At 71.5% G+C, this 20,118-nt stretch carries 19 protein-coding genes and 1 tRNA gene; 17 read left to right on the plus strand and 3 right to left on the minus strand.

The features are described 5' to 3' along the window. Window positions 1-9 precede the first annotated feature (9 nt). The 4 genes from DVK06_RS06605 (at window position 10) to DVK06_RS06620 (ending at window position 2,775) form a co-directional block, all read left to right on the plus strand. Window positions 10-768 (plus strand): SCO family protein, encoded by a 759-nt coding sequence (locus DVK06_RS06605; RefSeq protein WP_121599733.1) that lies wholly within the window; start codon window positions 10-12, stop codon window positions 766-768. Further along, window positions 765-1,301: a TlpA disulfide reductase family protein gene (locus DVK06_RS06610; RefSeq protein WP_121599734.1), complete on the plus strand. Its 537-nt coding sequence runs from the start codon at window positions 765-767 to the stop codon at window positions 1,299-1,301. Before DVK06_RS06605 ends, DVK06_RS06610 begins: the two co-directional genes overlap by 4 nt. 36 nt (window positions 1,302-1,337) lie before the next feature. After that, window positions 1,338-2,003 (plus strand): cytochrome c biogenesis protein CcdA, encoded by a 666-nt coding sequence (locus DVK06_RS06615; RefSeq protein ID WP_121599838.1) that lies wholly within the window; start codon window positions 1,338-1,340, stop codon window positions 2,001-2,003. 115 nt (window positions 2,004-2,118) lie between these two features. Then, window positions 2,119-2,775, plus strand: coding sequence for an AIM24 family protein (locus tag DVK06_RS06620; RefSeq protein WP_121599735.1), 657 nt, complete (start codon window positions 2,119-2,121; stop codon window positions 2,773-2,775). 31 nt (window positions 2,776-2,806) lie between these two features. Here DVK06_RS06620 and DVK06_RS06625 read toward each other — a convergent pair whose 3' ends face one another. After that, on the minus strand, window positions 2,807-4,162 hold the full coding sequence (locus DVK06_RS06625; protein ID WP_121599736.1) for a sodium-dependent transporter: 1,356 nt from the start codon (window positions 4,160-4,162) through the stop codon (window positions 2,807-2,809). Window positions 4,163-4,360: 198 nt separating this feature from the next. On the opposite strand from DVK06_RS06625, the gene DVK06_RS06630 reads away from it, so the two are divergent. Next, window positions 4,361-5,749, plus strand: a complete 1,389-nt coding sequence (locus tag DVK06_RS06630; RefSeq protein ID WP_121599737.1) for an NAD(P)/FAD-dependent oxidoreductase — start codon at window positions 4,361-4,363, stop codon at window positions 5,747-5,749. 63 nt (window positions 5,750-5,812) lie between these two features. On the opposite strand, the gene DVK06_RS06635 is transcribed toward DVK06_RS06630, so the two are convergent. Continuing rightward, on the minus strand, window positions 5,813-6,937 hold the full coding sequence (locus tag DVK06_RS06635; RefSeq protein WP_121599738.1) for a Xaa-Pro peptidase family protein: 1,125 nt from the start codon (window positions 6,935-6,937) through the stop codon (window positions 5,813-5,815). Window positions 6,938-7,184: 247 nt separating this feature from the next. On the opposite strand from DVK06_RS06635, the gene DVK06_RS06640 reads away from it, so the two are divergent. The 11 genes from DVK06_RS06640 (at window position 7,185) to DVK06_RS06690 (ending at window position 16,293) form a co-directional block, all read left to right on the plus strand. Continuing rightward, window positions 7,185-7,259, plus strand: a tRNA-Val gene (locus tag DVK06_RS06640). 259 nt (window positions 7,260-7,518) lie between these two features. Then, complete coding sequence (locus tag DVK06_RS06645; RefSeq protein ID WP_199718595.1) at window positions 7,519-8,940, plus strand: lamin tail domain-containing protein; 1,422 nt, start codon at window positions 7,519-7,521, stop codon at window positions 8,938-8,940. After that, window positions 8,937-9,233: a DUF3006 family protein gene (locus DVK06_RS06650; protein WP_121599739.1), complete on the plus strand. Its 297-nt coding sequence runs from the start codon at window positions 8,937-8,939 to the stop codon at window positions 9,231-9,233. The genes DVK06_RS06645 and DVK06_RS06650 overlap by 4 nt, the downstream gene beginning before the upstream one ends. Window positions 9,234-9,348: 115 nt before the next feature. After that, window positions 9,349-10,050, plus strand: a complete 702-nt coding sequence (locus tag DVK06_RS06655) for an AAA family ATPase (RefSeq protein ID WP_121599740.1) — start codon at window positions 9,349-9,351, stop codon at window positions 10,048-10,050. 99 nt (window positions 10,051-10,149) lie between these two features. Further along, entirely contained in the window at window positions 10,150-10,434 is a 285-nt protein-coding gene (locus DVK06_RS06660) for a translation initiation factor eIF-1A (protein ID WP_006628131.1), read from the plus strand. Window positions 10,435-10,657: 223 nt separating this feature from the next. Then, window positions 10,658-10,999 (plus strand): thioredoxin, encoded by a 342-nt coding sequence (gene trxA, locus DVK06_RS06665; protein ID WP_121599741.1) that lies wholly within the window; start codon window positions 10,658-10,660, stop codon window positions 10,997-10,999. An 86-nt stretch (window positions 11,000-11,085) separates the two neighbouring features. Next, window positions 11,086-12,228: an aminotransferase class V-fold PLP-dependent enzyme gene (locus DVK06_RS06670; RefSeq protein ID WP_121599742.1), complete on the plus strand. Its 1,143-nt coding sequence runs from the start codon at window positions 11,086-11,088 to the stop codon at window positions 12,226-12,228. Window positions 12,229-12,300: 72 nt separating this feature from the next. After that, the gene (locus DVK06_RS06675) at window positions 12,301-12,858 is read left to right on the plus strand and encodes a class I SAM-dependent methyltransferase (RefSeq protein ID WP_121599743.1); all 558 of its coding nucleotides are present in this window, start codon (window positions 12,301-12,303) and stop codon (window positions 12,856-12,858) included. Window positions 12,859-12,953: 95 nt separating this feature from the next. Continuing rightward, entirely contained in the window at window positions 12,954-14,057 is a 1,104-nt protein-coding gene (locus tag DVK06_RS06680) for a DoxX family protein (RefSeq protein ID WP_053771018.1), read from the plus strand. A 127-nt stretch (window positions 14,058-14,184) separates the two neighbouring features. Next, complete coding sequence (locus tag DVK06_RS06685; protein ID WP_121599744.1) at window positions 14,185-15,471, plus strand: glucose-6-phosphate isomerase; 1,287 nt, start codon at window positions 14,185-14,187, stop codon at window positions 15,469-15,471. Between the two features lie 87 nt (window positions 15,472-15,558). Further along, window positions 15,559-16,293, plus strand: coding sequence for a CPBP family intramembrane glutamic endopeptidase (locus DVK06_RS06690; RefSeq protein WP_121599745.1), 735 nt, complete (start codon window positions 15,559-15,561; stop codon window positions 16,291-16,293). A gap of 339 nt (window positions 16,294-16,632) precedes the next feature. Here DVK06_RS06690 and DVK06_RS06695 read toward each other — a convergent pair whose 3' ends face one another. After that, on the minus strand, window positions 16,633-17,928 hold the full coding sequence (locus tag DVK06_RS06695) for a DNA double-strand break repair nuclease NurA (RefSeq protein WP_121599746.1): 1,296 nt from the start codon (window positions 17,926-17,928) through the stop codon (window positions 16,633-16,635). A gap of 271 nt (window positions 17,929-18,199) precedes the next feature. Here DVK06_RS06695 and DVK06_RS06700 point away from each other — a divergent pair, with 271 nt between their 5' ends. Beyond that, window positions 18,200-20,107, plus strand: coding sequence for a methyl-accepting chemotaxis protein (locus DVK06_RS06700; RefSeq protein ID WP_121599747.1), 1,908 nt, complete (start codon window positions 18,200-18,202; stop codon window positions 20,105-20,107). Window positions 20,108-20,118: the final 11 nt, after the last annotated feature.

Below are 20,118 nucleotides of genomic sequence, written 5' to 3' on the forward strand. Positions count from 1 at the left end.
GGCAACGACATGGACCGCCGCCGCTTCCTCCGTACGCTCGCCGCCACCGGGACTGCCGCCGGCGTGACCGCCACGGCTGGCTGCGCCGGCGTCCTCGGCGCCGGTGGCGACGACGGGACAGTTCTCGGACCGCCGGAACAGACTCGCGGCGATCCGGTTCACCCGATCCACGGCGACGAGATGCCAGAGTTCACCGTGCCCGATCCGATCGCGGGCGAGGAGATATCGACGGCGGAGTTCGAGGGGGAGCGCGCGGTCCTGTGGACATCGTTTTACACGAACTGTCCCGACGGCATCTGTCCTGCGCTGATCCTCCGACTGCGGCGTGCGCAAGAGGTCGCCGCCGATCCGACGGAGGCGAACCCCCGCTATCCGATACTCCCGTCGCGGATTCGGGACATCGTCGGCCCGGAGGCATACAGTGACGAGGTCGTCTTCCTGCCGACCACGTTCGACCCCGAGCGCGACACCGCCGACGTCCTCCGCGAGTACGCCGACCAGCAGGGCGTCGACCTCGACGCGGGCAACTGGCACTTCCTCCGTCCGGAGAGCTACGAGCGGGCGCAGGAGTTACACGACGAGCACTTCGGCCTCAAGATCAAGAAGGTCGAGAACAGCGACTACGAGGGGTTAGAGTACACGTTCCCGCACTACGGGCTCATCCTCCTCGCCAACAAGCGAGGCATCGTCGAGCGGGCGTACCCAAGGGGGTCGCGGACCGACATCGAACGGCTCGTCGACGACGTTCAGCGGGTGGTCACGGCGTGAGGCGACGACACCTGCTGGCGGGGCTCGCGAGCGTCGGCGTGCTCGGCGGGGCGGGCGCCGTCGCGACGGGTGTGGTACCCGACGCGCTCGGCGGCGGCGACGGGGTCGAGCCGGTGACGCTCGACACGGTCGACGCGCCGGGTAGCCGCGATGGTGAGGTGACACTGCCGGCCCCGGACCGGCCGACCTTCGTCGACTTCTTCGCGACGTGGTGTAGCCCCTGTGTCGAGCAGATGCCGGACCTGAACGAGGCGCACGACCGTCTCGGCGACGAGGTGCTGTTCGTCTCGGTGACTCCCGAGGACGTCGGAGGATCGGTCTCCGAGGAGACCGTCGTCGACTGGTGGCGCGAGAACGACGGCGACTGGCTCGTCGCCGCGGACGTCTCGGCGGAACTCGCGGCGCGGCTCAGCGTGGGTGGGTATCCGAGCGCGCGTGCCATCGACGCCTCCGGACGCGTCCGCTGGGCGACTTCCGGGACCCACACCACCGAGGAGTTCGTTGAGGGGATCCGGCGGGCCATCGACCGATGACGGGGCGAGACGGGCGATGAACGGATGGGCCCGCCGATGACCGGCGTCTCGCTCGCGACGAACGTCCCGCTGGCCGTGGCTGCGGGCGTAACAACGTTCTTTTCGCCGTGCGCATACCCGCTCTTACCCGGGTACGTCGGCTTCTACGTAAACTCCGTCGACGCCGACTCCGCGTCCGTCGTCGGGGCGGGAGTTCGAGGTATCGCTGCCGCCGTCGGCGTGCTCGCGACGTTCGCGTTGCTCGCCGGCGCGACTGTCCGAGTCGGCTACTCGACGCTGTCGAACATCACCGTGTTCGAGACGCTCGTCGGAGCGCTACTGATCGCTTTCGGCCTGCTCGTGGTCGCCGGGCGCGCGCCGTCGGTGTCGGTGCCGCTGCCGGAGCGGCGGTCGAGCGTACTCGGATTCGGCGTGTTCGGCGCGGGGTACGCGCTCGCCGGCGCGGGCTGCGTGGCGCCGGTGTTCCTCAGCGTCGTCGCCCGCGCCATCGCGCTCCCGCTGGAGACGGCGGTACTGCTCGTAGGCATCTACGCCGGCACCGTCGCGGTCCTGATGGCCGCGACGACCGTCGCGACCGGCGTCGGCCTCGTCAGCAACGCGAACCGGGTGATGGCCCACGCCGGCCTGCTGAAGCGGATCGCCGGCGCCGTGATGGTCGTCGCGGGGATCGGACAGCTCTACCTCGCGCTGGTCGTGTACTGAGCCCGGGCGCGTCGCGGGCGCCACGTGCGAGGCGCTCGCACGCCGCCCCATACCTTCTTAACCGATAGCGCGGAATTCCCGTACAGCCGAACCGCTGCGGTTCGGTCCCCGTACCATGAACCTAGACGAATTCACCGCCGCGAACGCACCGACGGACAGCGCGGAACCCTTCCAGCGCGAGAACAGCTACACCTTAGACGTCGACGTCGACGGCACCGTCATGGCGAAGGCCGGCTCGATGGTGGCGTTCACCGGCGACGTGTCGTTCACCGGGAAGGCCTCCGCGGAGGGCGGTATCTCCGGCTTCCTCAAGCAGGCAGCGACCGGCGAGGGGACGCCGATCATGGCCGTCGAGGGGCAGGGCCACGTCTACTTCGCGGACGACGGCAAGAAGGTCCAGGTGATCGAACTCGGCGCCGGCGAGTCGATCACGGTCAACGGCGAGGACGTGCTCGCGTTCGAGGAGTCGCTCTCCTACGAGATCAACACCATCGACAGCCTCGCCGGCGCGCTCGCCGGCGGCTTCAGCAACGTCTACCTCGAAGGCCCGGGCTACGTCGCGATCACGACGCACGGCGATCCGATCGTCTTGGAACCGCCGGTGGCGACCGACCCGAGCGCGACCGTCGCGTGGGGCGGCACGTCGCCGGACGTGGAGGTCAACCGAAGCCTCTCGGACATGATCGGCCAGGAGTCGGGCGAACGCTACCAGATGCGCTTCGACGGCGCCGACGGCTTCGTCGTGGTCCAGCCGCGCGAGGAACACGTCTAAGACGGGAAGGCGACACCCCCGCGACCCGCGGTTACCGCGCGGCCAGCCAGTCGGCGAAGCCGCCGGTGAGGAAGCCGACGTAGTCGGTGACGCCGAGGACTAACGAGACGAAGATGACGAAGACGAGGGGGAGTCGAACGACCCAGATCCACGCGCCGTCGAAGCCGGCGGCGTCGCCCATCCCCTTCCGGAGCTCCTCGCGGCCGACGCCGGGCACGACCCAGCCGACGAACAGCGCGAGCAGCAGCGATCCGAGGACGAGCAGGATGCCGTACGCGAGCCCGTCGTACAGGCCGAGGAAGATCGAGTCGACCGTCACCGGAACGCCGAGCAGGAACACCGCGGCGCCCAGCGCGGCCGACGCCGGGACGCGGGCGACGCCGACCTCGTCGATGAGGTAGGAGACGAGCACTTCGAGGATGCTGATCGCCGACGAGAGCGCGGCGATCCCGACCATGCCGAAGAAGACGATCCCGAGGATCCGGCCGCCGGGGATCCCGGCGAACGCGGCCGTGAGACTGACGAAGATCGCGCCGGGTCCGCCGGAGCCCGGTTCGATCCCGACCGTGAAGAGGACGGGGAAGACGACGAAGCCGACGAGGACGGCGACGAGCGTGTCGATCGTCGCGATGATCCCGGCGTCGGCAGCGAGGTTCCGGTCCTCGCCGAGGTAGGAGGCGTAGGTGATCATCACGCCCATCCCGAGCGAGAGCGTGAAGAACGCCTGTCCGGCCGCGGCGGGGAGTATCTCCGTCCAGTTCGCGGCGATCGTGCCGAAGTCCGGCGAGAGGTAGTAGGCGTACGCCGCGCTCGCGCCGTCGAGCGTGAACCCGTATCCGGCCAGGCCGACGAGGAGCACGAGGATGGCGGGGATCATCACCTTCACGCTCAGTTCGATCCCGCGCCTGACGCCGGCGGCGATGATGCCGACGACGAGCAGCATGAACAGGGCGTGGAAGACGAGCGTGTCGAGCCCCGTCGAGACCGTCTGGTACAGCGCCTCGGCCTCGGCCGGGTCGGTCAGCGTGTACCCCTCGGTGATCCCGATGAGCGTGTAGCGCAGGAACCAGCCGGCGACGACGCTGTAGTACGAGAGGATGATGAACCCGGTGACGACGAACAGCCACCCGGCGGACCCCCAGACGCCGCTGCCGAGTTCCCGCAGCGCGCCGACCGGGTTCCGGTCGGTCCGGCGCCCGATGACGAACTCCACGAGGATCGCCGGGAACCCGATCAGCGCGACGAACGCCAAGTAGGTGATCAGAAACGACGATCCGCCGTACTGGCCGGTGATGAACGGGAACCGCCAGACGTTCCCCAACCCGACCGCGCTGCCGACCGCGGCGAGGATGAAGCCCGCTCGCGTCGCCCACGTCTCGCGTGCCATTTGTGTGCCGGATGAATCCCCGTCCCCCGTAAAAACGTGTCTCTCCGGCGCTCTTACTACCGATAATCGAACATGATCAATCGGTCACCGGCGTCGGCGGAGGGGGGACGGCGCCGCGCGGCCGCGCAGGAACGGCGAGCCGGTTCGCGCCGCGCCGGGGACCGTGAATTTAATAGCCGGACGGGAACCTCTCGGTGTATGGAACGCGTAGACGTCGCGATCGTGGGCGGTGGGCCGGCCGGGTCGTCCGCGGCGCACGCGGCCGCGACCGGCGGCGCGGACGCCCTGGTCGTAGAGAAGGGGGTCCCACGGGCCGACCGCGACCGTCTCGGTCCGGACTCGACCGACGCGGCCGGCATCCTGGACTACTGGGTGGACATCATGGGGATCCACCCCGACGAGTTCGACGACGGGGTCGTTCAGCGCGAGCTGAGCCGCGCGGAGTTCCGCGGGCCCGACGAGGCGGCGACGCTGACCTCGACCGGTATCGAGTCCTCGTACGACATGTTCGGCTACACCTTCCAGCGCGCCCGCTTCGACGACTGGCTCCGCGACCGCGCCGAGGACGCGGGCGCCGAGTACCGCGTCGGCACCTCGGTCCGCGGGGTCGACACCGACCTCTCGGTTGCGCCCGTCGACGACGGCCCGCGCCACGTGCTCGACCTCGCGGACGGGGGGAGCGTCGGCGCCGACTTCGTCGTCCTCGCCGACGGCCCGCAGCGGACGGTGACGAACCGCGTCCTCGACGAGTACCTGCCGGCGGACGCGCAGGCCTCCGAGCGGTTGGCCTCCCGCACGGCGAACCACATCGCCTACCAGGAGTACCGGCGCGTCCCCGAGGAGGTGTTCGAGGAGGTGAACGACGCCATCGTCTTCTGGTGGGGCGTGATGCCCGGAGAGACCGCGTACCCGTGGATCTTCCCGAACGCGGACCGGGTCTGCCGCGTCGGCCTGACGATGCCGATCGGCCTCGACATCGACGAGGTGGACGCCTCGGAGTACGCCCTCCTCCGCGAGGACGACGAGTCGATCCCGCAGGGCGGCGAGTACGTCCGCCGCCTCCTGGAGTGGCAGTACGGCGACGAGTACGACGTCGAGGAGGACTTCCCGCTGGTCGAGGAGGCGGGAAAGCGGAACGGGACGGAGACGTACCCGATCTCGTCGACGCGACCGATCGACTCGCCCGTAGACGCCGGCATCGCGGTCGCGGGCGGCGCGATGGGGACGACCTCGGCGTTCCACGAGGGCGGCGACCACGTGGCGGTCCGCACCGGCGCCATCGCGGGCGAACTCGCCGCCGAGGGCGACCTGGCCGCCTACAACCGCCGCTGGAAGGAGGCGATCGGCGACGAGGTCGTCCGCAACGTGACGATGGCCGACATGGTCGCCGACTACGGCCCGGACGACTGGAACCGCGTCATCGGGGCGGCCGACGCGATGCTCGCCGCCGAGGCCGGCGGGAACCTCCTCTCGCAGCCGTACCGGTCCGGCTGGGAGTCGCTGAAGCTGATGCTCGGCTACAAGTGGAACAAGCGCCGGGTGAAGGGCGACTACGTCGGCATCGACGAGAGCGAGTACGTCTACTGACCCGCGGCGCGCACCCCGGTCCGGAGCGGGATACCCAGAGCCAGCGCCTCGCTGGAGGCGCCGTTATCGGATGACCGGCGCCGCCAGTTCGACGGGCTCGCCGTCGAGTCCTCCGACGTCGACCGGCTCGACCTCGTGGGTCGGCCACCGACCGGTCTTCGTGAGCCGCTCGGTCAGCTCCGGCGCGACGAGGTGCGTGTCCTCGCTTTTCGTCCCCTGAACCGTCGGGTTCCACGCGTAGCCCATCGGCCACCGGACCGGCTCGTCGCCGCCGGGCGTCGCGAACCACTCCCGGCCCGCGAAGCCGGCCGCGCCGCCCTGGTGGTGGTTCTCCCACTCGTCGCCGAAGCCGACCGCGTCGTACGCGTCCCGGATGACGCCGAAGACGTCGCCGGCGGTGTCGGGAGCCTCGTCGCCTCCGGAGAGGGCACCGGCCGCCGCGGCCTCGGTAGCGCGGACCGCGGTCGCCGCGACGCGCGCCGCGGCGCGGTGGCGCTCCTCGAACCGGTCCGGGGCGTCGAAGGCGACGGTTCGCGTCATCGAGGCGTACAGGCCGGCGCGTTCGGCGGTGACGGACACGAGCGCGTAGTCGCCGAGCGCCGCGTCCGTCGGCGTGTAGTGGCGGAACGACTGCGCCCGCTCCGCGCCGCCGACGAGGACGACCGGCGTGTCCACGTCGCGGGAGGCGAGCGAGATGTCGATGCCGGCCGCGACCTCGTACTCGGGGTCCTCGGGTTCGAGGTTCCGGCAGACCGTCTCGACGGCGGCCGCGACCTCGCGGCCGAGCTCGCGGTACCGCTCGACGTCGTCGTCGGTGAGGGGCTGTCTGAGCCGGCTCCCGTCGACGGCCTCGAAGCCCGGCACGTCGAAGTCGGCGGCCGCGGGCGCGGGGGAGCGCTCGGCGACCGCCTCCGGGAGGGAGTCGGCGTGCCACGGGAACGACTCGACCGCGAACGCGTCCGGAAGCTCCTCCGCGGCGAGCCGCTCCGCCTCGATGTTGTCGGAGATTACGCGGAGCTCGCCGTCGTAACCGGCGGCCGCGACGCCAGTCGTCGCGTCGTCGTCGACGACGTTGTCGCCGCCGGTGAGCCACGCGAACCCGTTCGGGCGCGCGAACCAGACCGCTTCGAGCCCGCGCTCGGCGAGGTACGCGTCGAGCCTCTCCGTGCGGGCGTCAAGGTCGACCATACCCACGGACTCTCGCCGAACGGGTAAAACCGGTCGGAACCGCGCCGACGGCCGAGAGCTCGCCGCGCGAGGTCGGTGGGGCTCGACCCCGGACGGCCCGAGACGACGCCGGATGAGCCCGGCCGAACCTGGAATCGTCGCCGCGCCGTCTCCCGATCGGCGCTCGGATCCGCGTCGGCGGGCGGGCGGAAACGAAAGGTTCAATTACGTCCCTCGGAAACGAAGAGATGTGTCAGCAAGCCCCTGCGGGTTGGTAGTCTAGTCCGGTTATGACACCTCCTTGACATGGAGGAGGCCGGCAGTTCAAATCTGCCCCAACCCACTCCCTTATAAACGAAAACCGCACGACGGCGAGAGACGTGTGTGCCGTCGAAGGAACTCGGATTACTGTGTTCTCAGATGGCGACGGGCACCGCTGGGGTGACCGCCGACCGACCGGTGATCGACCACCGACCGATGAAATCCACGAACCGTCGATCGAGTAGACTGTCGGAAAGGCGGCACCGCCGACTCCGTCGACCGGCCGGTCAGGAGCGGTACCGGACACGTACCTCTTTGCCTGTGTAGCGCAGTAAGGAGATATGAAACGAACAGGGGGTGCGCTCGAAGTCCTCCTGATCGTGGGGATCGTCGTCCTCGCGGGCTGTGCCGGCGCGGCGCCCGGCGATCAGTCGCCGATGGGGCCGGACACGGGCGACGAGACCGCGGCCGAGACGGCGAACGGGACCGTCGAGGTCCACTACATCAACGTCGGACAGTCGGTCAGTACGCTGATCCGCGGGCCGCGGGGCGAGACGATGCTCGTCGACACGGGACATTACAACGACGACGGGGAGTATGTGCTGGAGTACCTCCGGCGACACGACGTCACGCGGATCGACCACCTCGTCACCTCGCACAACGACGCGGACCACATCGGCGGCAACGCGGCGATCATCGAGTACTACGAGACGGAAGCCGAGGGGATCGGAGCCGTCTACGACCCCGGGATCGCCGCGAGCACGCAGACGTACGCCGAGTACCTCGACGCCGTCGAGGAACACGACGTGACGCTGTACGAGACGCGCGAGGGCGACGCGATCTCGTTCGGCGCGGTCGACGTCGACGTGCTCGGGCCGCCCGAGCCGTACCTCGAAGGCGAAGCGCGCAACGAGAACAGCATCGTGCTGAAGCTCACGCACGGCGAGACGAGCTTCCTGCTCTCCGGCGACGCCGAAGACGACCAGGAAGCGTACCTGATCGACACGTACGGCGCGGAGCTGCGGTCGACCGTGCTGAAGGCCGGCCACCACGGCTCGTCGAGCTCGTCGAGCGGCCCGTTCGTCGACGCGGTGGCGCCGCGGGCGGTCGTGGTGTCGAGCGCGTACGACTCGCAGTACGGGCACCCGACCGAGGAGGTGCTCCGGCGGTTCGCGGAGCGGTCGATCCCGACGTACTGGACCGCGACGCACGGGAAGGTCGTCCTCGTGAGCGACGGGAGCGGCGTCTCCGTGCGGACGCAGCGCGACGCCCCCACCGACCCGCTCGCGCTCCGCGACGCCGAACCGATCGAGCCCGGCGCGGGGGGCGAGGTCGTCGAGCGCGCTCGCCTCGGGGGCGACCCGGTCGCGGGCGGGACCGACAGCGAGACCGGGGGCGACGACGGGGACGACGGGACGGCGACCGGCGCGGACGCGCTGGCGGTCGCCGCGATCAACGCGGACGCCGAGGGCGCCGACGGGGAGAACCTCAACGACGAGTACGTGGTCTTCGAGAACACGGGCGGGGAGCCGATCGACATGTCCGGGTGGACCGTCGCGGACGAGGCGGGCCACAGCTACGAGTTCCCGGAGGGGTTCGCGCTCGACGCCGGGGAGACGGTCACGCTGCGGACCGGGAGCGGCGCGGACACAGAGAGGGACCTGTACTGGGGGGCGGGGTCGCCGGTCTGGAACAACGCCGGCGACACCGTGATACTCTCGAACGCCGAGGGGGACCGCGTGCTGGAGGTGAGCTACGAGTGAGCGACGTCGACCTCCCGGACGGCGAGTACACCGCGGTCGTCGACGCCGTCGAGGACGGGCTCGCGACCGTGTTCTTCGAGCGGGACGGGGAGGAGGTGGGAGACGCGGTGGTGGACGCCGCGCGGCTCCCGCCGGACGGGCGACGCGCCGACGCCGTCCTCTCGGTGACTCTCGACGGCGAGCGCATCGAGTCCGCCGCCTACGATCCCGAGCGGACGGAGGCGCGCTCGGAGGCGGCGCAGGACCGGTTCGACCGGCTCTCGGAGCGGCCGCCGTCCGACGAGGACGCCTGACCGCTCGGGCGGTCGGCGCGCGCCGCGCCGCACGGACCGGAAGCGGAGCGCGGCGGGGCTCGCGGGGGCGGGCGATGCGAAGTTTCTTTAGCGTCACCCCGGAGGGTACGGGTAGATGAGCGACGGAGGCGGCCGACGACCGGACCGGGGCGAATCGCCGACTTCGAAGCGTGACGCGTCCGATTCTCTCGCTTCGGAGGCGTCGACCGCGGCCGCTTCGGTTACCGACGACGGGTCGCCGTCCGGGCGGCTGGTCGTCGTCTGCGGGCTCCCCGGCGTCGGCAAGACGACCGTCGCCGAGCGGGTCGCCGACCGCGTCGACGGCCGGATCCGCCGCACCGACGTGATCCGCAAGGAGCTGTTCGACGACCCCGAGTACACCGACGCGGAGACCGCGGCCGTCTACGCCGAACTCCTCTCGCGCGCCCGCGACGACGTCGACGCCGGCGACGCCGTCGTCCTCGACGCGACGTTCGCTGACGCGCGGTTCCGCGCGGACGCCCGCGAGACCGCCGCCGCGGCCGCCGCCGAGTTCGACCTGGTCGAGGTCGCCTGCGACGAGGCCGTCGTCGAGCGACGGATCGAGCGGCGCGACGGGATCAGCGACGCGGACTTCGACATCCACCTCCGGTTCAAGGAGCTGTTCGACGAGATCGCGACCGACCACGTGGTCGTCGACAACTCCGGGACGCAGGCGGAGACGTTCGCGCAGGTCGACGCCGCGTTCGGCGGCCGCGCGCCCGGCGAGGACGCGCCGAGCGAGGAGGCCTCCGCCGCCGGCGACGACCGCTCGGCCGCGGTCACCGACGCGGAGTGAGGGCCCCGCCCGCGACGCGGCAATCGTGTGAACAGACCGCATGACGGGGGTACACACGCGTCTCCCATCACTTATACGGGCGAGCGCACTACGGGTGGTATGAGCGAAGAATCCGGGCGGAAGAACCTCCGCATGCCCAACGACGACGAAGTGTTCGCCGTGGTGACGGAACACCTCGGCGGCAACCACGTTCAGCTGCGCTGCGCCGACGGCGTGGAGCGCCTCGGTCGGATCCCCGGCCGCATGAAGTACCGCACGTGGATCAGCGAGGGCGACGTGGTCCTCGCCGAGCCGTGGGACTGGCAGGACGAGAAGGCGAACGTCGAGTGGCGGTACGAGGACGAGGACGCCGACCAGCTGCGCCGCGAAGGCCACATCCAGTAATCGAAGCGCGCGCCGCGTCGCCGCCGACCGGCATTTCTCAGTCTCTCTCAGCACTCCGACGCGCCGCGTTCGGGCGGTCGCCCGGTCAGCGTCGTTTCCGGCTCCGATAGCGGCCGGGCCGGCTCGTACCGCGACCCGGCCGGAGTGACGACGCGGGTCGTGTCTCGTAGTATTGTGAGTTCTATCCAAAACCATTATCACGTCGAGGCGCGTAGGCGTGGGTATGAGTTCGACAGAAGCGGCCCCTGCGGAACCGATCCAGCTGACCGACGCGGACGCGTTCGAGGCGCACGTCGCCGATAACGATGTCGTCCTCGTGGACTTCTACGCCGACTGGTGCGGCCCGTGTCAGATGATGGAACCGGCCGTCGAGGCGGTCGCGGCGGACACCGACGCGGCGGTGCTGAAGGTCGACGTCGACGTCCACCAGGCGCTGGCCGGCAAGTACGGGGTCCAGGGCATCCCGACCCTGCTCGTGTTCGCGGACGGCGAACTCGTCGACCGGATGGTCGGCGCGCAGTCCGAGCAGGCCCTGACCGACGCGATCGAGAAGCACGCCGCCTGAGCCGTCCCGGACGCGCAGCACGCCGAAGCAGCCGGGGCGCGGTCGGCGGCCGATCCGCCGCGGCCCGAGTCGCCGAAACCGACACCATGAGAACGATTCGACTCGACGACGACGGTATGACCCCCAGAGAGCTCCGCGCGGACGTCCCGGCCCTCGGCGACGCGGCGTACTTCAACTTCGGCGCGCACGGCCCGAGCCCGGAGTACGTCGTCGAGGCGGCGGCCTCGTTCGTCGAGGACCACGAGTACGGCTCCGCGACGACCGACCCCTACGAGCGCGCGTTCGAAACGTACGACCGGGTGCGCGAACGGATCGCCGCGTTCGTCGGCGCCGACCCCGAAGAGATAGCGCTCACCGAAAGCACGACCGACGGGATCAACCGCGTCGCCGGCGCGGTCGACTGGGAGCCGGGCGACGTGGTCGTCCGGACCGACCTCGAACACCCCGCCGGCGTCCTCCCATGGCGGCGTCTCGAACGCGAGGGCGTCGAGGTGCGCGTCCTGGAGACGGAGGACGGTCGCCTCGACCGCGACGAGTACGCCGCGGCCGTCGCGGACGCCCGCCTCGTCTGCTTCAGCGCGATCACGTGGACGCACGGCACCCGACTCCCGGTCGCCGACCTCGTCGAGGTCGCGAACGACGCCGGCGCGTTCACCCTCGTCGACGCGGTCCAGTCGCCCGGGCAGATGCGCATGGACGTACACGAGTGGGGCGCCGACGCGGTCGCGGCCGCCGGCCACAAGTGGACGCTCGGCCCGTGGGGCGCCGGGTTCCTCTACGTCGACCGCGACGCGGCGGCCGACCTCGCGCCCCGCGCCGTCGGCTACCGGAGCGTCGCGGACCCGACCGGCGACGAGATCGAGTTCAAGCCGGCGGCGGGGCGGTTCGAGATCGGGACGACCACGGCGGCGGCCCACGTCGGCCTCGTCGAGGCGCTCGACGCGATCGACGCGGTCGGGCTCGACGCGATCGAGTCGCGGATCGAGTCGCTCACCGACCGACTGAAGGCGGGCGTGCCCGACGACCGGCTCCTCAGCCCGCGAGCCTACGAGTCGGGGCTCGTCACGATCGACGTCGACGACCCCGATGCGACCGTCGAGCGGCTCGGCGAGGAGGACGTCGTCGTCCGCTCGCTCCCGCACCCGAACGGGGTCCGGGTGTCGGTCCACGCGGTCTCGACGGAGACGGAGGTCGACCGGCTCCTTGACGCGCTGGAATCGGAGTGGTGAGTCGCGGCGGAAGCCGGCGGTCCCGCACCGCGCGACCGGACGCGTTTTAGTACTCCGCGGACAAGACCGCGCATGGGATTCCACACGTTCGACGCCGAGCAGGCGGACCGGCTGGAGCGCCCCGGGCGGTACCGCTGGGTGTCCGCGGAGGAGCTGGTCGGGCCGCTGGTCGAGGCCGGCGCCGCGGTCGTCGCCGACCTCGGCAGCGGCACCGGCTTCTACACGGACGACGTGGCGCCGCACGTCGAGACCGTCTACGGCGTCGACGTCCAGCGCGAGATGCACGACCGGTACCGCGAGAAGGGGACGCCGGAGAACGTCGAACTCGTCGCGAGCGACGTGGAGGACCTCCCGTTCGCGGACGGCGAACTCGACGGAGCCGTCTCGACGATGACGTACCACGAGTTCGCGAGCGACGCGGCGGTCGCGGAGCTCGCGCGCGTCGTGCGCTCGGGCGGCGTCGTCGCGACGTTCGACTGGTCGGCCGACGGCGACGGCGAGCGGGGCCCGCCCGTCGACGAGCGGTTCGCCGCCGCCGACGCGGTCGCCGCGCTGGAGGCCGCGGGCTTCGAGGTCGCCTCGGCGGCGACGCGGACAGAGACGTTCGGCGTCGTCGCGCGGGCGCCGTAACGCCCGCCGCCGAGGGGACGAACCGACCGTCTCAGCCCCTTTGACAAACGTTCGTGAAGAAATAGCGTTAGGTGCGTCCGGCCCGTAACACGGGCATGTCCGTTCGTCACCGATCGGTCGCCGCCGCCGCGGTCGCACTGCTCGCGACGCTCGTCGCGCGGCCGGTCGCCGCCCACGTCGACTACGTCACCGAGGACTCGGGCGACCCGCTCGACGCGGCGGCGTTCGTCGCCGAGGTGCTCTCGGACCCGTTCAACGCGGCCCTCTTCGCCGGGTCCGGGCTCGTCGCGGTCGCCGGGCTGGCCGCGTACCTCCGGGTGCGCCCGACCATCGTCGACGTCGTCGTCCTCCGGGAGAAGCTCGCCGGGTACGGCGACCTCGTCCCGTGGATGCTGCGGCTCGCCGTCGGGCTCCCCCTCGTCGGCGCCGGCTTCCAGGGGTACCTGTTCGCGCCGACGCTGTCGTTCGACCCCGCGGCGAGCCCGCTCCTCCGGCTCCTGTTCATCGGGCTCGGCTTCGCCCTTCTCTTCGGGCTCGCGACCCGGATCGCCGCCGCGGTCGGCCTGCTGACGTACGCGTGGGTGCTCGTCGCGGTCGACCCGCTCGTCGTCCTCGCGGTGGAGTACGTCCCGGTGTTCGTCGCGCTGGGGATCCTCGGCGGCGGGCGGCCGAGCGCCGACGACATGCTCCTGGAGGTCGCGAGCACGCCCGGGTCGTACTACGGTCGGGTCGACCCCGTTCACCACCTGAAGTCGTTCCTCGACGAGGCGACCGGACCGCTGCGGCGCTACGTGCCGACCGTGCTGCGCGTCGGGATGGGCGTCTCGTTCGTCTACCTCGGGCTGATCCAGAAGCTGGCCGACCCGGGGAGCGCGCTTCAGGTCGTCGAGAAGTACGACCTCACGTCGGTCGTGCCGGTCGACGCGGGGCTGTGGGTCGTCGGCGCCGGCGTGACCGAGGTCGCCGTCGGCCTCGCGCTGATCGCGGGTTTCTTCACCCGCGGCGCGGCCGCCCTCTCGTTCGCCCTGTTCACGACGACGCTGTTCGGGCTGCCCGACGACCCGGTCCTCGCGCACGTGGCGCTGTTCGGCATGGCCTCGGCGGTGTTCACGCTCGGCTCCGGTCCGCTGGCGTTCGACCGCTGGGTCGGTCGGCCCGCGCTCGGCGAGGAGGAGGAACCGATCGCGGCCGCCGACTGATCGAGCGCCGATCGACCGGGGGCCGACCGAGCCCCGTCGCTCGCGCGTCGCGCCGACCGGCGGCGGGGCGACGGGCGACCGCCGTCCGCCGGCGGTTATTAAGTCCCTCTCGCGCGGTGGGACACGTATGCGAGTGGACCTCGGTAACGCCCTGGAGACGACCCCGGGGCTCACGACGGAGACGTTGGACAGGCTCGACGACCGCGTCGCGGCCGCGCACGAGCGGATCGCGACCGGGATGGCCGACGACGAGTTCGGGTACGCCGCCCTGACCCTCCCCGAGACAGCGGACCCGGACGCGATCTACGCCGCGGTCGACGGGTTCGACCGGCCCGAGGCGGTGCTGACGGTCGGCATCGGCGGGAGCGCGCTCGGCGCGGCGACGCTGTCGAACGCCCTCGCGAGCGACGTGGACGCCTACGTCCTCGACAACGTCGACCCCGACGACGCCCGGCGCCTGCTCGCCGACCTCCCCCTCGGCGACACCGTCGTCAACGTCGTCTCGAAGTCGGGGACGACGGCGGAGACGCTCGCGAACTTCCTCGTCGTCCGCGAGGCGATGGCGGACGCGGGCGTCGACTGGACCGAGCGCACCTTCGTCACCACGGGCGAGGCGGGGAACCTCCGAGAGCTGGCCGACCGCCACGACCTGCCTTCGCTGCCGGTCCCCGACGGGGTCCCCGGGCGGTTCTCGGCGCTGTCGACGGTCGGGCTCGCGGTCGCCGCGCTCCAGGGCCACGACGTGGAGGCCGTCCTCGCTGGCGGCCGCGACGGGATGGACGCGCTCGCGGGGTCGCTGTACGAGTCGCCCGCCTACGCCTACGGGGCGGCGACGTACGCGCTCGCGGATCGGGGCGCGCTCACCAACGCCGTGATGCCGTACGCCGAGTCGCTGGAGACGTTCGCGGAGTGGTTCGCCCAGCTGTGGGCCGAGAGCCTCGGGAAGGACGGGCTCGGGCAGACGCCCGCCCGCGCGCTCGGCGCGACCGACCAGCACTCCCAGCTCCAGCTGTACCGCGCCGGCCCGCCGGACAAGCTGGTGACGCTCGTGCGCCCGACCGAGCGCGCCGACGCGCCGATCCCGGAGACCGACCTCGACGGGCTCGCGTACCTCGGCGGCTCGTCGCTCGGCGACCTGCTCGACGCGGAGTTCGAGGCGACCGAGGCGAGCCTCGCGGCCGCCGGCGTCCCAAACGTGCGCGTTGAGGTCGACCGCGTCGACGAGCGCGCGCTCGGCGAGCTGCTGTTCGGGATGGAGGCGGCCTGCGTGCTGTACGGCGAGCTCGCGAGCGTCTCGACGTTCACGCAGCCCGCGGTCGAGTGGGGCAAGAAGGCGGCCCGCGGGCTCCTCGGCGGCGGCGACTTCGCGGAGGCCGAGGCGGTCGACGAGAAGCGCGAACTGCGGATCGAGTGACTTCCGCGCCCGCTCCCGAGTCAGACGCGCGGCGACCGCCGAACGACATCCGGTGCGTCTAAGCCTCGGGGCGCCGTACGCCCTCCAATGAGCGACGACGCACCCGGCTCGGCGGTCGCCGAGCGAGTGCTCCGGGTCGCGAGCGCGCTGTTCGCGATCGTGTTCGCCCTCCTCGTCGCGAGCGCGATCACGGTCCCGGCGGCGGAGTTGGCGGTCTCGATCGGGCTGGTCGCGGAGGGGTCGACCGGCTACCAACTGCTCCGGACGGTGCTCCAGTTCGGCGGGTTCGCGGTCGCGGTCGCCGGGTACCTCGCGATCACGGGCGAGTGGGAGCTCGCCCGCGCGTCCCGGCCCGACGCGCGCCAGGCGGCGATCGTCGTCGGCGGCGGGGCCGTCCTCTTCGCGTTCCAGTACGGCGCGCTGTTCGCGCTCGATCAGGTCGGGCTCTCGACCGGACAGAACCAGGCGGTCGTCCCCGCGGGCGACCCGGTCACCTACTACCTCGCGATGATCGCGGTGTCGCTCGCGGTGGTCGGCCCGGTCGAGGAGCTGCTGTTCCGGGGCGTCGTCCAAGGGGGCGTCCGGCGCGCGTTCGACGCCGTCCCCGCGGTGCTCATCGCGAGCCTCGCGTTCGGCCTGATCCACCTCCCCTCGGTCTCCGGCACCCCGGCCGAGCGGTGGGCGTACGTGGGCGTCGTCGTCGTGCTCGGGTCCGTCCTCGGCGCGCTCTACGAGTGGACGGACAACGTCGTGGTCCCGGGGTTAGCGCACGGCGTGTACAACGCCGCCATCTACGTGGTGCTGCTCGCGCAGGCGCTCTGAGGGCCGGAGCGACGTTTCTACGGACACCTATCACCTTCGCGGTGGCGCGTGCCTGCGAGCGGCCGCCACCGGCGGCCGCGAGGAGCACGCGCGAGGGAGTCGCTGGCGGCGGTCGCCGCCAGCGACGAGGCTGGGGAGGCGTGAGGCGCCGTGCGGCGCAGTGCGGGGCGGGACTCAAAGGGGCAGCCGCGAGGCCGTCGCAGACGACGCAAGCACCGCAGTGAGTGAGCGAAGCGAACGAGCGAGGAGCACAGCGAGTGTGCGGCGGCCTCGCGGCTGGGGATTTGGAGGTTTCGCCGTCGTCACGGAGTCAGCCCGTTAAACGAAGTCGACCGCGTCTCAGTACCCGTCCGTCCCCCAGCGCAGGTCGTCGTAGGTCGCCTGCTGGTCGCTGCCGAGCCGCTCCTCGAACTTCCGGCGGAGCGCCGCCTTCTCGGTGGCCGAGATCCGGGCCAGCTCGTCGGCCTTCGCGACCGGCTCCGGCGGGCCGCGCGTCGCGGCCACCTCCGCGATCACCTGCCGGGTGAGCCGCTCGCGGGTCGCCGGATCGCGCGCGAACGCGTACGGCGCCTCCAGCTTGTACGTCACGTCTGTCCGGGGGTCGTAGACGACCATGAACGTCGGCTCGTACAGCGCCGGGTCGAGCTCGCGCTCGACGCCGAGCGCGTCGCCGTCGGCGGCCATCGGCGCGTCCGCGCCGCCGCGGCTGCGGAACCACGTGGTGAAGGTGAGGTCGTCGTCGAGGCGGGCGCCGCGGTCCGCGTCGCGGTCGCCCGCGGCGCCCGCGCCGCCGACGCCGTCCCCGTCCGGCTCGCGCCGCTCCAGCAGGCGGGTGAACAGCGCGGTGTCGTCGGGCCACGGCGACTCGACGCCGGCGCGCGCGAGCGCCCGGACCGCGGTGGTGCTCGCGGGGTTCTTGACGAAGCCGGCCAGCGGCACGTCCCGCTCGACGAACCGCTCGACGAGGCGGACGTACTTCTCGACCACCGCGCGGGGTTTCGCCTCGCGGGCGAGCGCGCCCAGTTCCGGGTCGCGGTCGGCCCAGGTGAACAGCTCCTTCGGGTAGACGGGGCCGTCGAGGACGAGGAGCTCGTCGACCTCGTCGGCGTGGTCGAGCGCGTGGGTCCCCTCGGCGAGGTACAGGGCCAGCGCGTGGACGACCCGCTCCGCGTAGCGGTTCACCCGCGGGACGTGAAACACGCGCTGGCGGGTGTGGCCCTCGTCGCGGCGGGTCCACTCGCTGTCGAAGCCGGCGGTCGAGTCGCCGGCGTGGACGGTGGCGACGATGGTGCGGTCGCGGTGGAGGTCCAGGTCGGTCGGCGAGCTCGCCATCGCCGCGTGCGCGACGTCGACGACGAGCCCGTTCTTGAACGTCGTGGGGTTGATCGTCCCCGAGTCGAGGCCGTGGACCGTCTCGTACGGGCGCGCCGCGAGCGCCACGTCGTCGATGGCGGCGCGCCGGCGCTCGTGGTCGCCGAGCGCCTCGACGACGACCCGGCCGTCGGCGCGGAGCTCCGGGAGCCACTCGCGCCACACGCGCTCCGCGAGGTCGTCGTGGTCCGTCGCGTCCACGTCGCCGCCGATGCCGTACGCGAGCCGGGCGATGTTCTCGACGTGGATCGGATCGAGCGTCACGACCGTACCGCGGACCGGCCGAAGGTAAAACCCGTCGGCCGCGCCGGCGGCGGCGTCACCCGGCCGAGGGCGACGAGGCGACCGGGGCGACACCGCTCGCGTCCGCGAACACGTTCGACTATCGCCGAAGAAGGGGCAATAGCGACCGGTAGCTGGTGTCAACTAGACACCACCAATTGTCTTAATTTCCGGCCCCTCAGAGCCTAAACGACGATATCAGCGATAATAGTTGGAGGTGATGTGCTTTTATGATATACGACAACCGACGGATATGGCAGAGACTGCGACGGGGGTCGACGCGGGGGGATCGGGCGGGCTGACGGAGAAGGTGCGCGAGGTGCTCCGCTACGTCCCGGACGGCACTTCGATGCCGACGGAGATGTGGAAGCCACGACACCGGAACATCCTGATAGCCACCGTTATTCAGGTGCCGTTCCTGGTCGCGATGGGGCTGTACAGCGGGACCGAATCGATCACCGGGGCGCAGATCCCCGCGACGCCGCTGTGGATGCTCGGCGGGTTCGTCGCCGTCATCCTCGGCACCGCCGGGCTGGCGAGCCTGTCGCAGCTCGACCGCCGCCAGCGGACGGTGCTCACGGCGTTCAGCCTGATGACCGTCTCGATGGCGATGGTGAAGCTGTCGGGCGGGTACATCGAGGCGCACTTCAGCTTCTTCGTGTTCATCGGCGTGCTCGCGCTGTACGAGGACTGGCTCCCGTTCGCCGTCGGCGTCCTGTACGTGGCGGTCGGCCACGGCGCGTTCAGCCTCATCGATTCGAGCCTCGTCTACAACCACACCGCGGCGATCGAGAACCCGGTGATCTGGGGGGGCATTCACGCCTTCTTCGTGCTCGGGCTGGTCGGCGCGCTGATGGTCAACTGGTACTCGATCGAGAAGTCGCGCGAGGCGGCCCGAGAGCAGCTCGAACTCGCGGAGCAGAAGCAGTCCGAGATCCAGGACGTCGAGGCCGCGAAGGCCGAGGTCGAGAAGCGCCGCGAGGAGGTCGAACGCCTGAACAGCCACCTGGAGACGAAGGCCGACGCGTACAGCGCCGCGATGGACCGGGCGGCCGACGGCGACCTGACCGTCCGGCTCGACGCGGACAGCGAGAGCGAGGCGATGGCCCAGATCGGCGAGGCGTTCAACGGCATGATGGACGACATCGACGAGGCGATGGGCGAGGTCCGCTCGTTCGCCGGGGAGGTGTCGACCGCGAGCGCGAACACGGTCGACGGCGTCGAGACCGCGGCCGACCGCAGCGAGGTCGTCAGCCAGTCGGTCACGGAGATCGCCGAGGGCGCCGACGAGCAGCGCGAGATGCTCCGGCAGGTGTCCGACGAGATGAACGACCTCTCGGCGACGATCGAGGAGGTCGCCTCCTCGACCGAGACCGTCGTGGACGTCGCCGAGCAGACGGCCGACATCGCCGACGACGGCGAGGAGACCGCCGAGGCCGCCATCGAGCGCGTCGAGGAGTCCCGCGAGGCGCTGGACAGCGCGGCCGACACCGTCCAGCAGCTCGACGAGCGGATGGGGGACATCGGCGAGATCGTCGACCTCATCGGCGACATCGCCGAGCAGACGAACCTGCTCGCCCTGAACGCGAACATCGAGGCGGCCCGCGCCGGCGGCGGCGGGGGCGGGAGCGACGGCTTCGCGGTCGTCGCCGACGAGGTGAAACAGCTCGCCGAGGAGACGCAGGACGCGGCCACGGAGATCGAGGAGCTGATCGGCGCCACGCAGTCGCAGACCGAGGGGACCGTCGAGGCGGTCCGGAGCGCCGAGAAGAACATCGCCGCCGGCGCCGACGCCGTCGACGACGCCGCGAACGCGTTCGCGCGGGTGTCGGACAACGCCGCGGAGGCCGGCGAGGGGATCCGCGAGATCAGCCGCGCCACCGACGATCAAGCGGCCAGCACGGAGGAGACCGTCTCGATGGCCGAGGAGGTCGCCGACATCAGCGGGTCGACGGCCGACGAGGCCGACGCGGTCGCCGAGGCCGCGGACGAGCAGCTGAGCGCGATGAGCGAGGCGAAGAGGGAGGCGGGGTCGCTCGCGGAGCAGGCCGAGCGGCTCGGCGCGCTCGTCCGCGAGTTCGACGTCTCCGGCGAGGGGGCCGACCCCGGCGCCGCGCCCGGCCCGAGCGTCGCGGTCGGCGACGGCGGACAGCCCGAGTAGCGACCCCCGAG

The sequence above is a fragment of the Halorubrum sp. Atlit-28R genome (assembly GCF_003665955.1).
Lineage (GTDB): Archaea > Halobacteriota > Halobacteria > Halobacteriales > Haloferacaceae > Halorubrum > Halorubrum tropicale.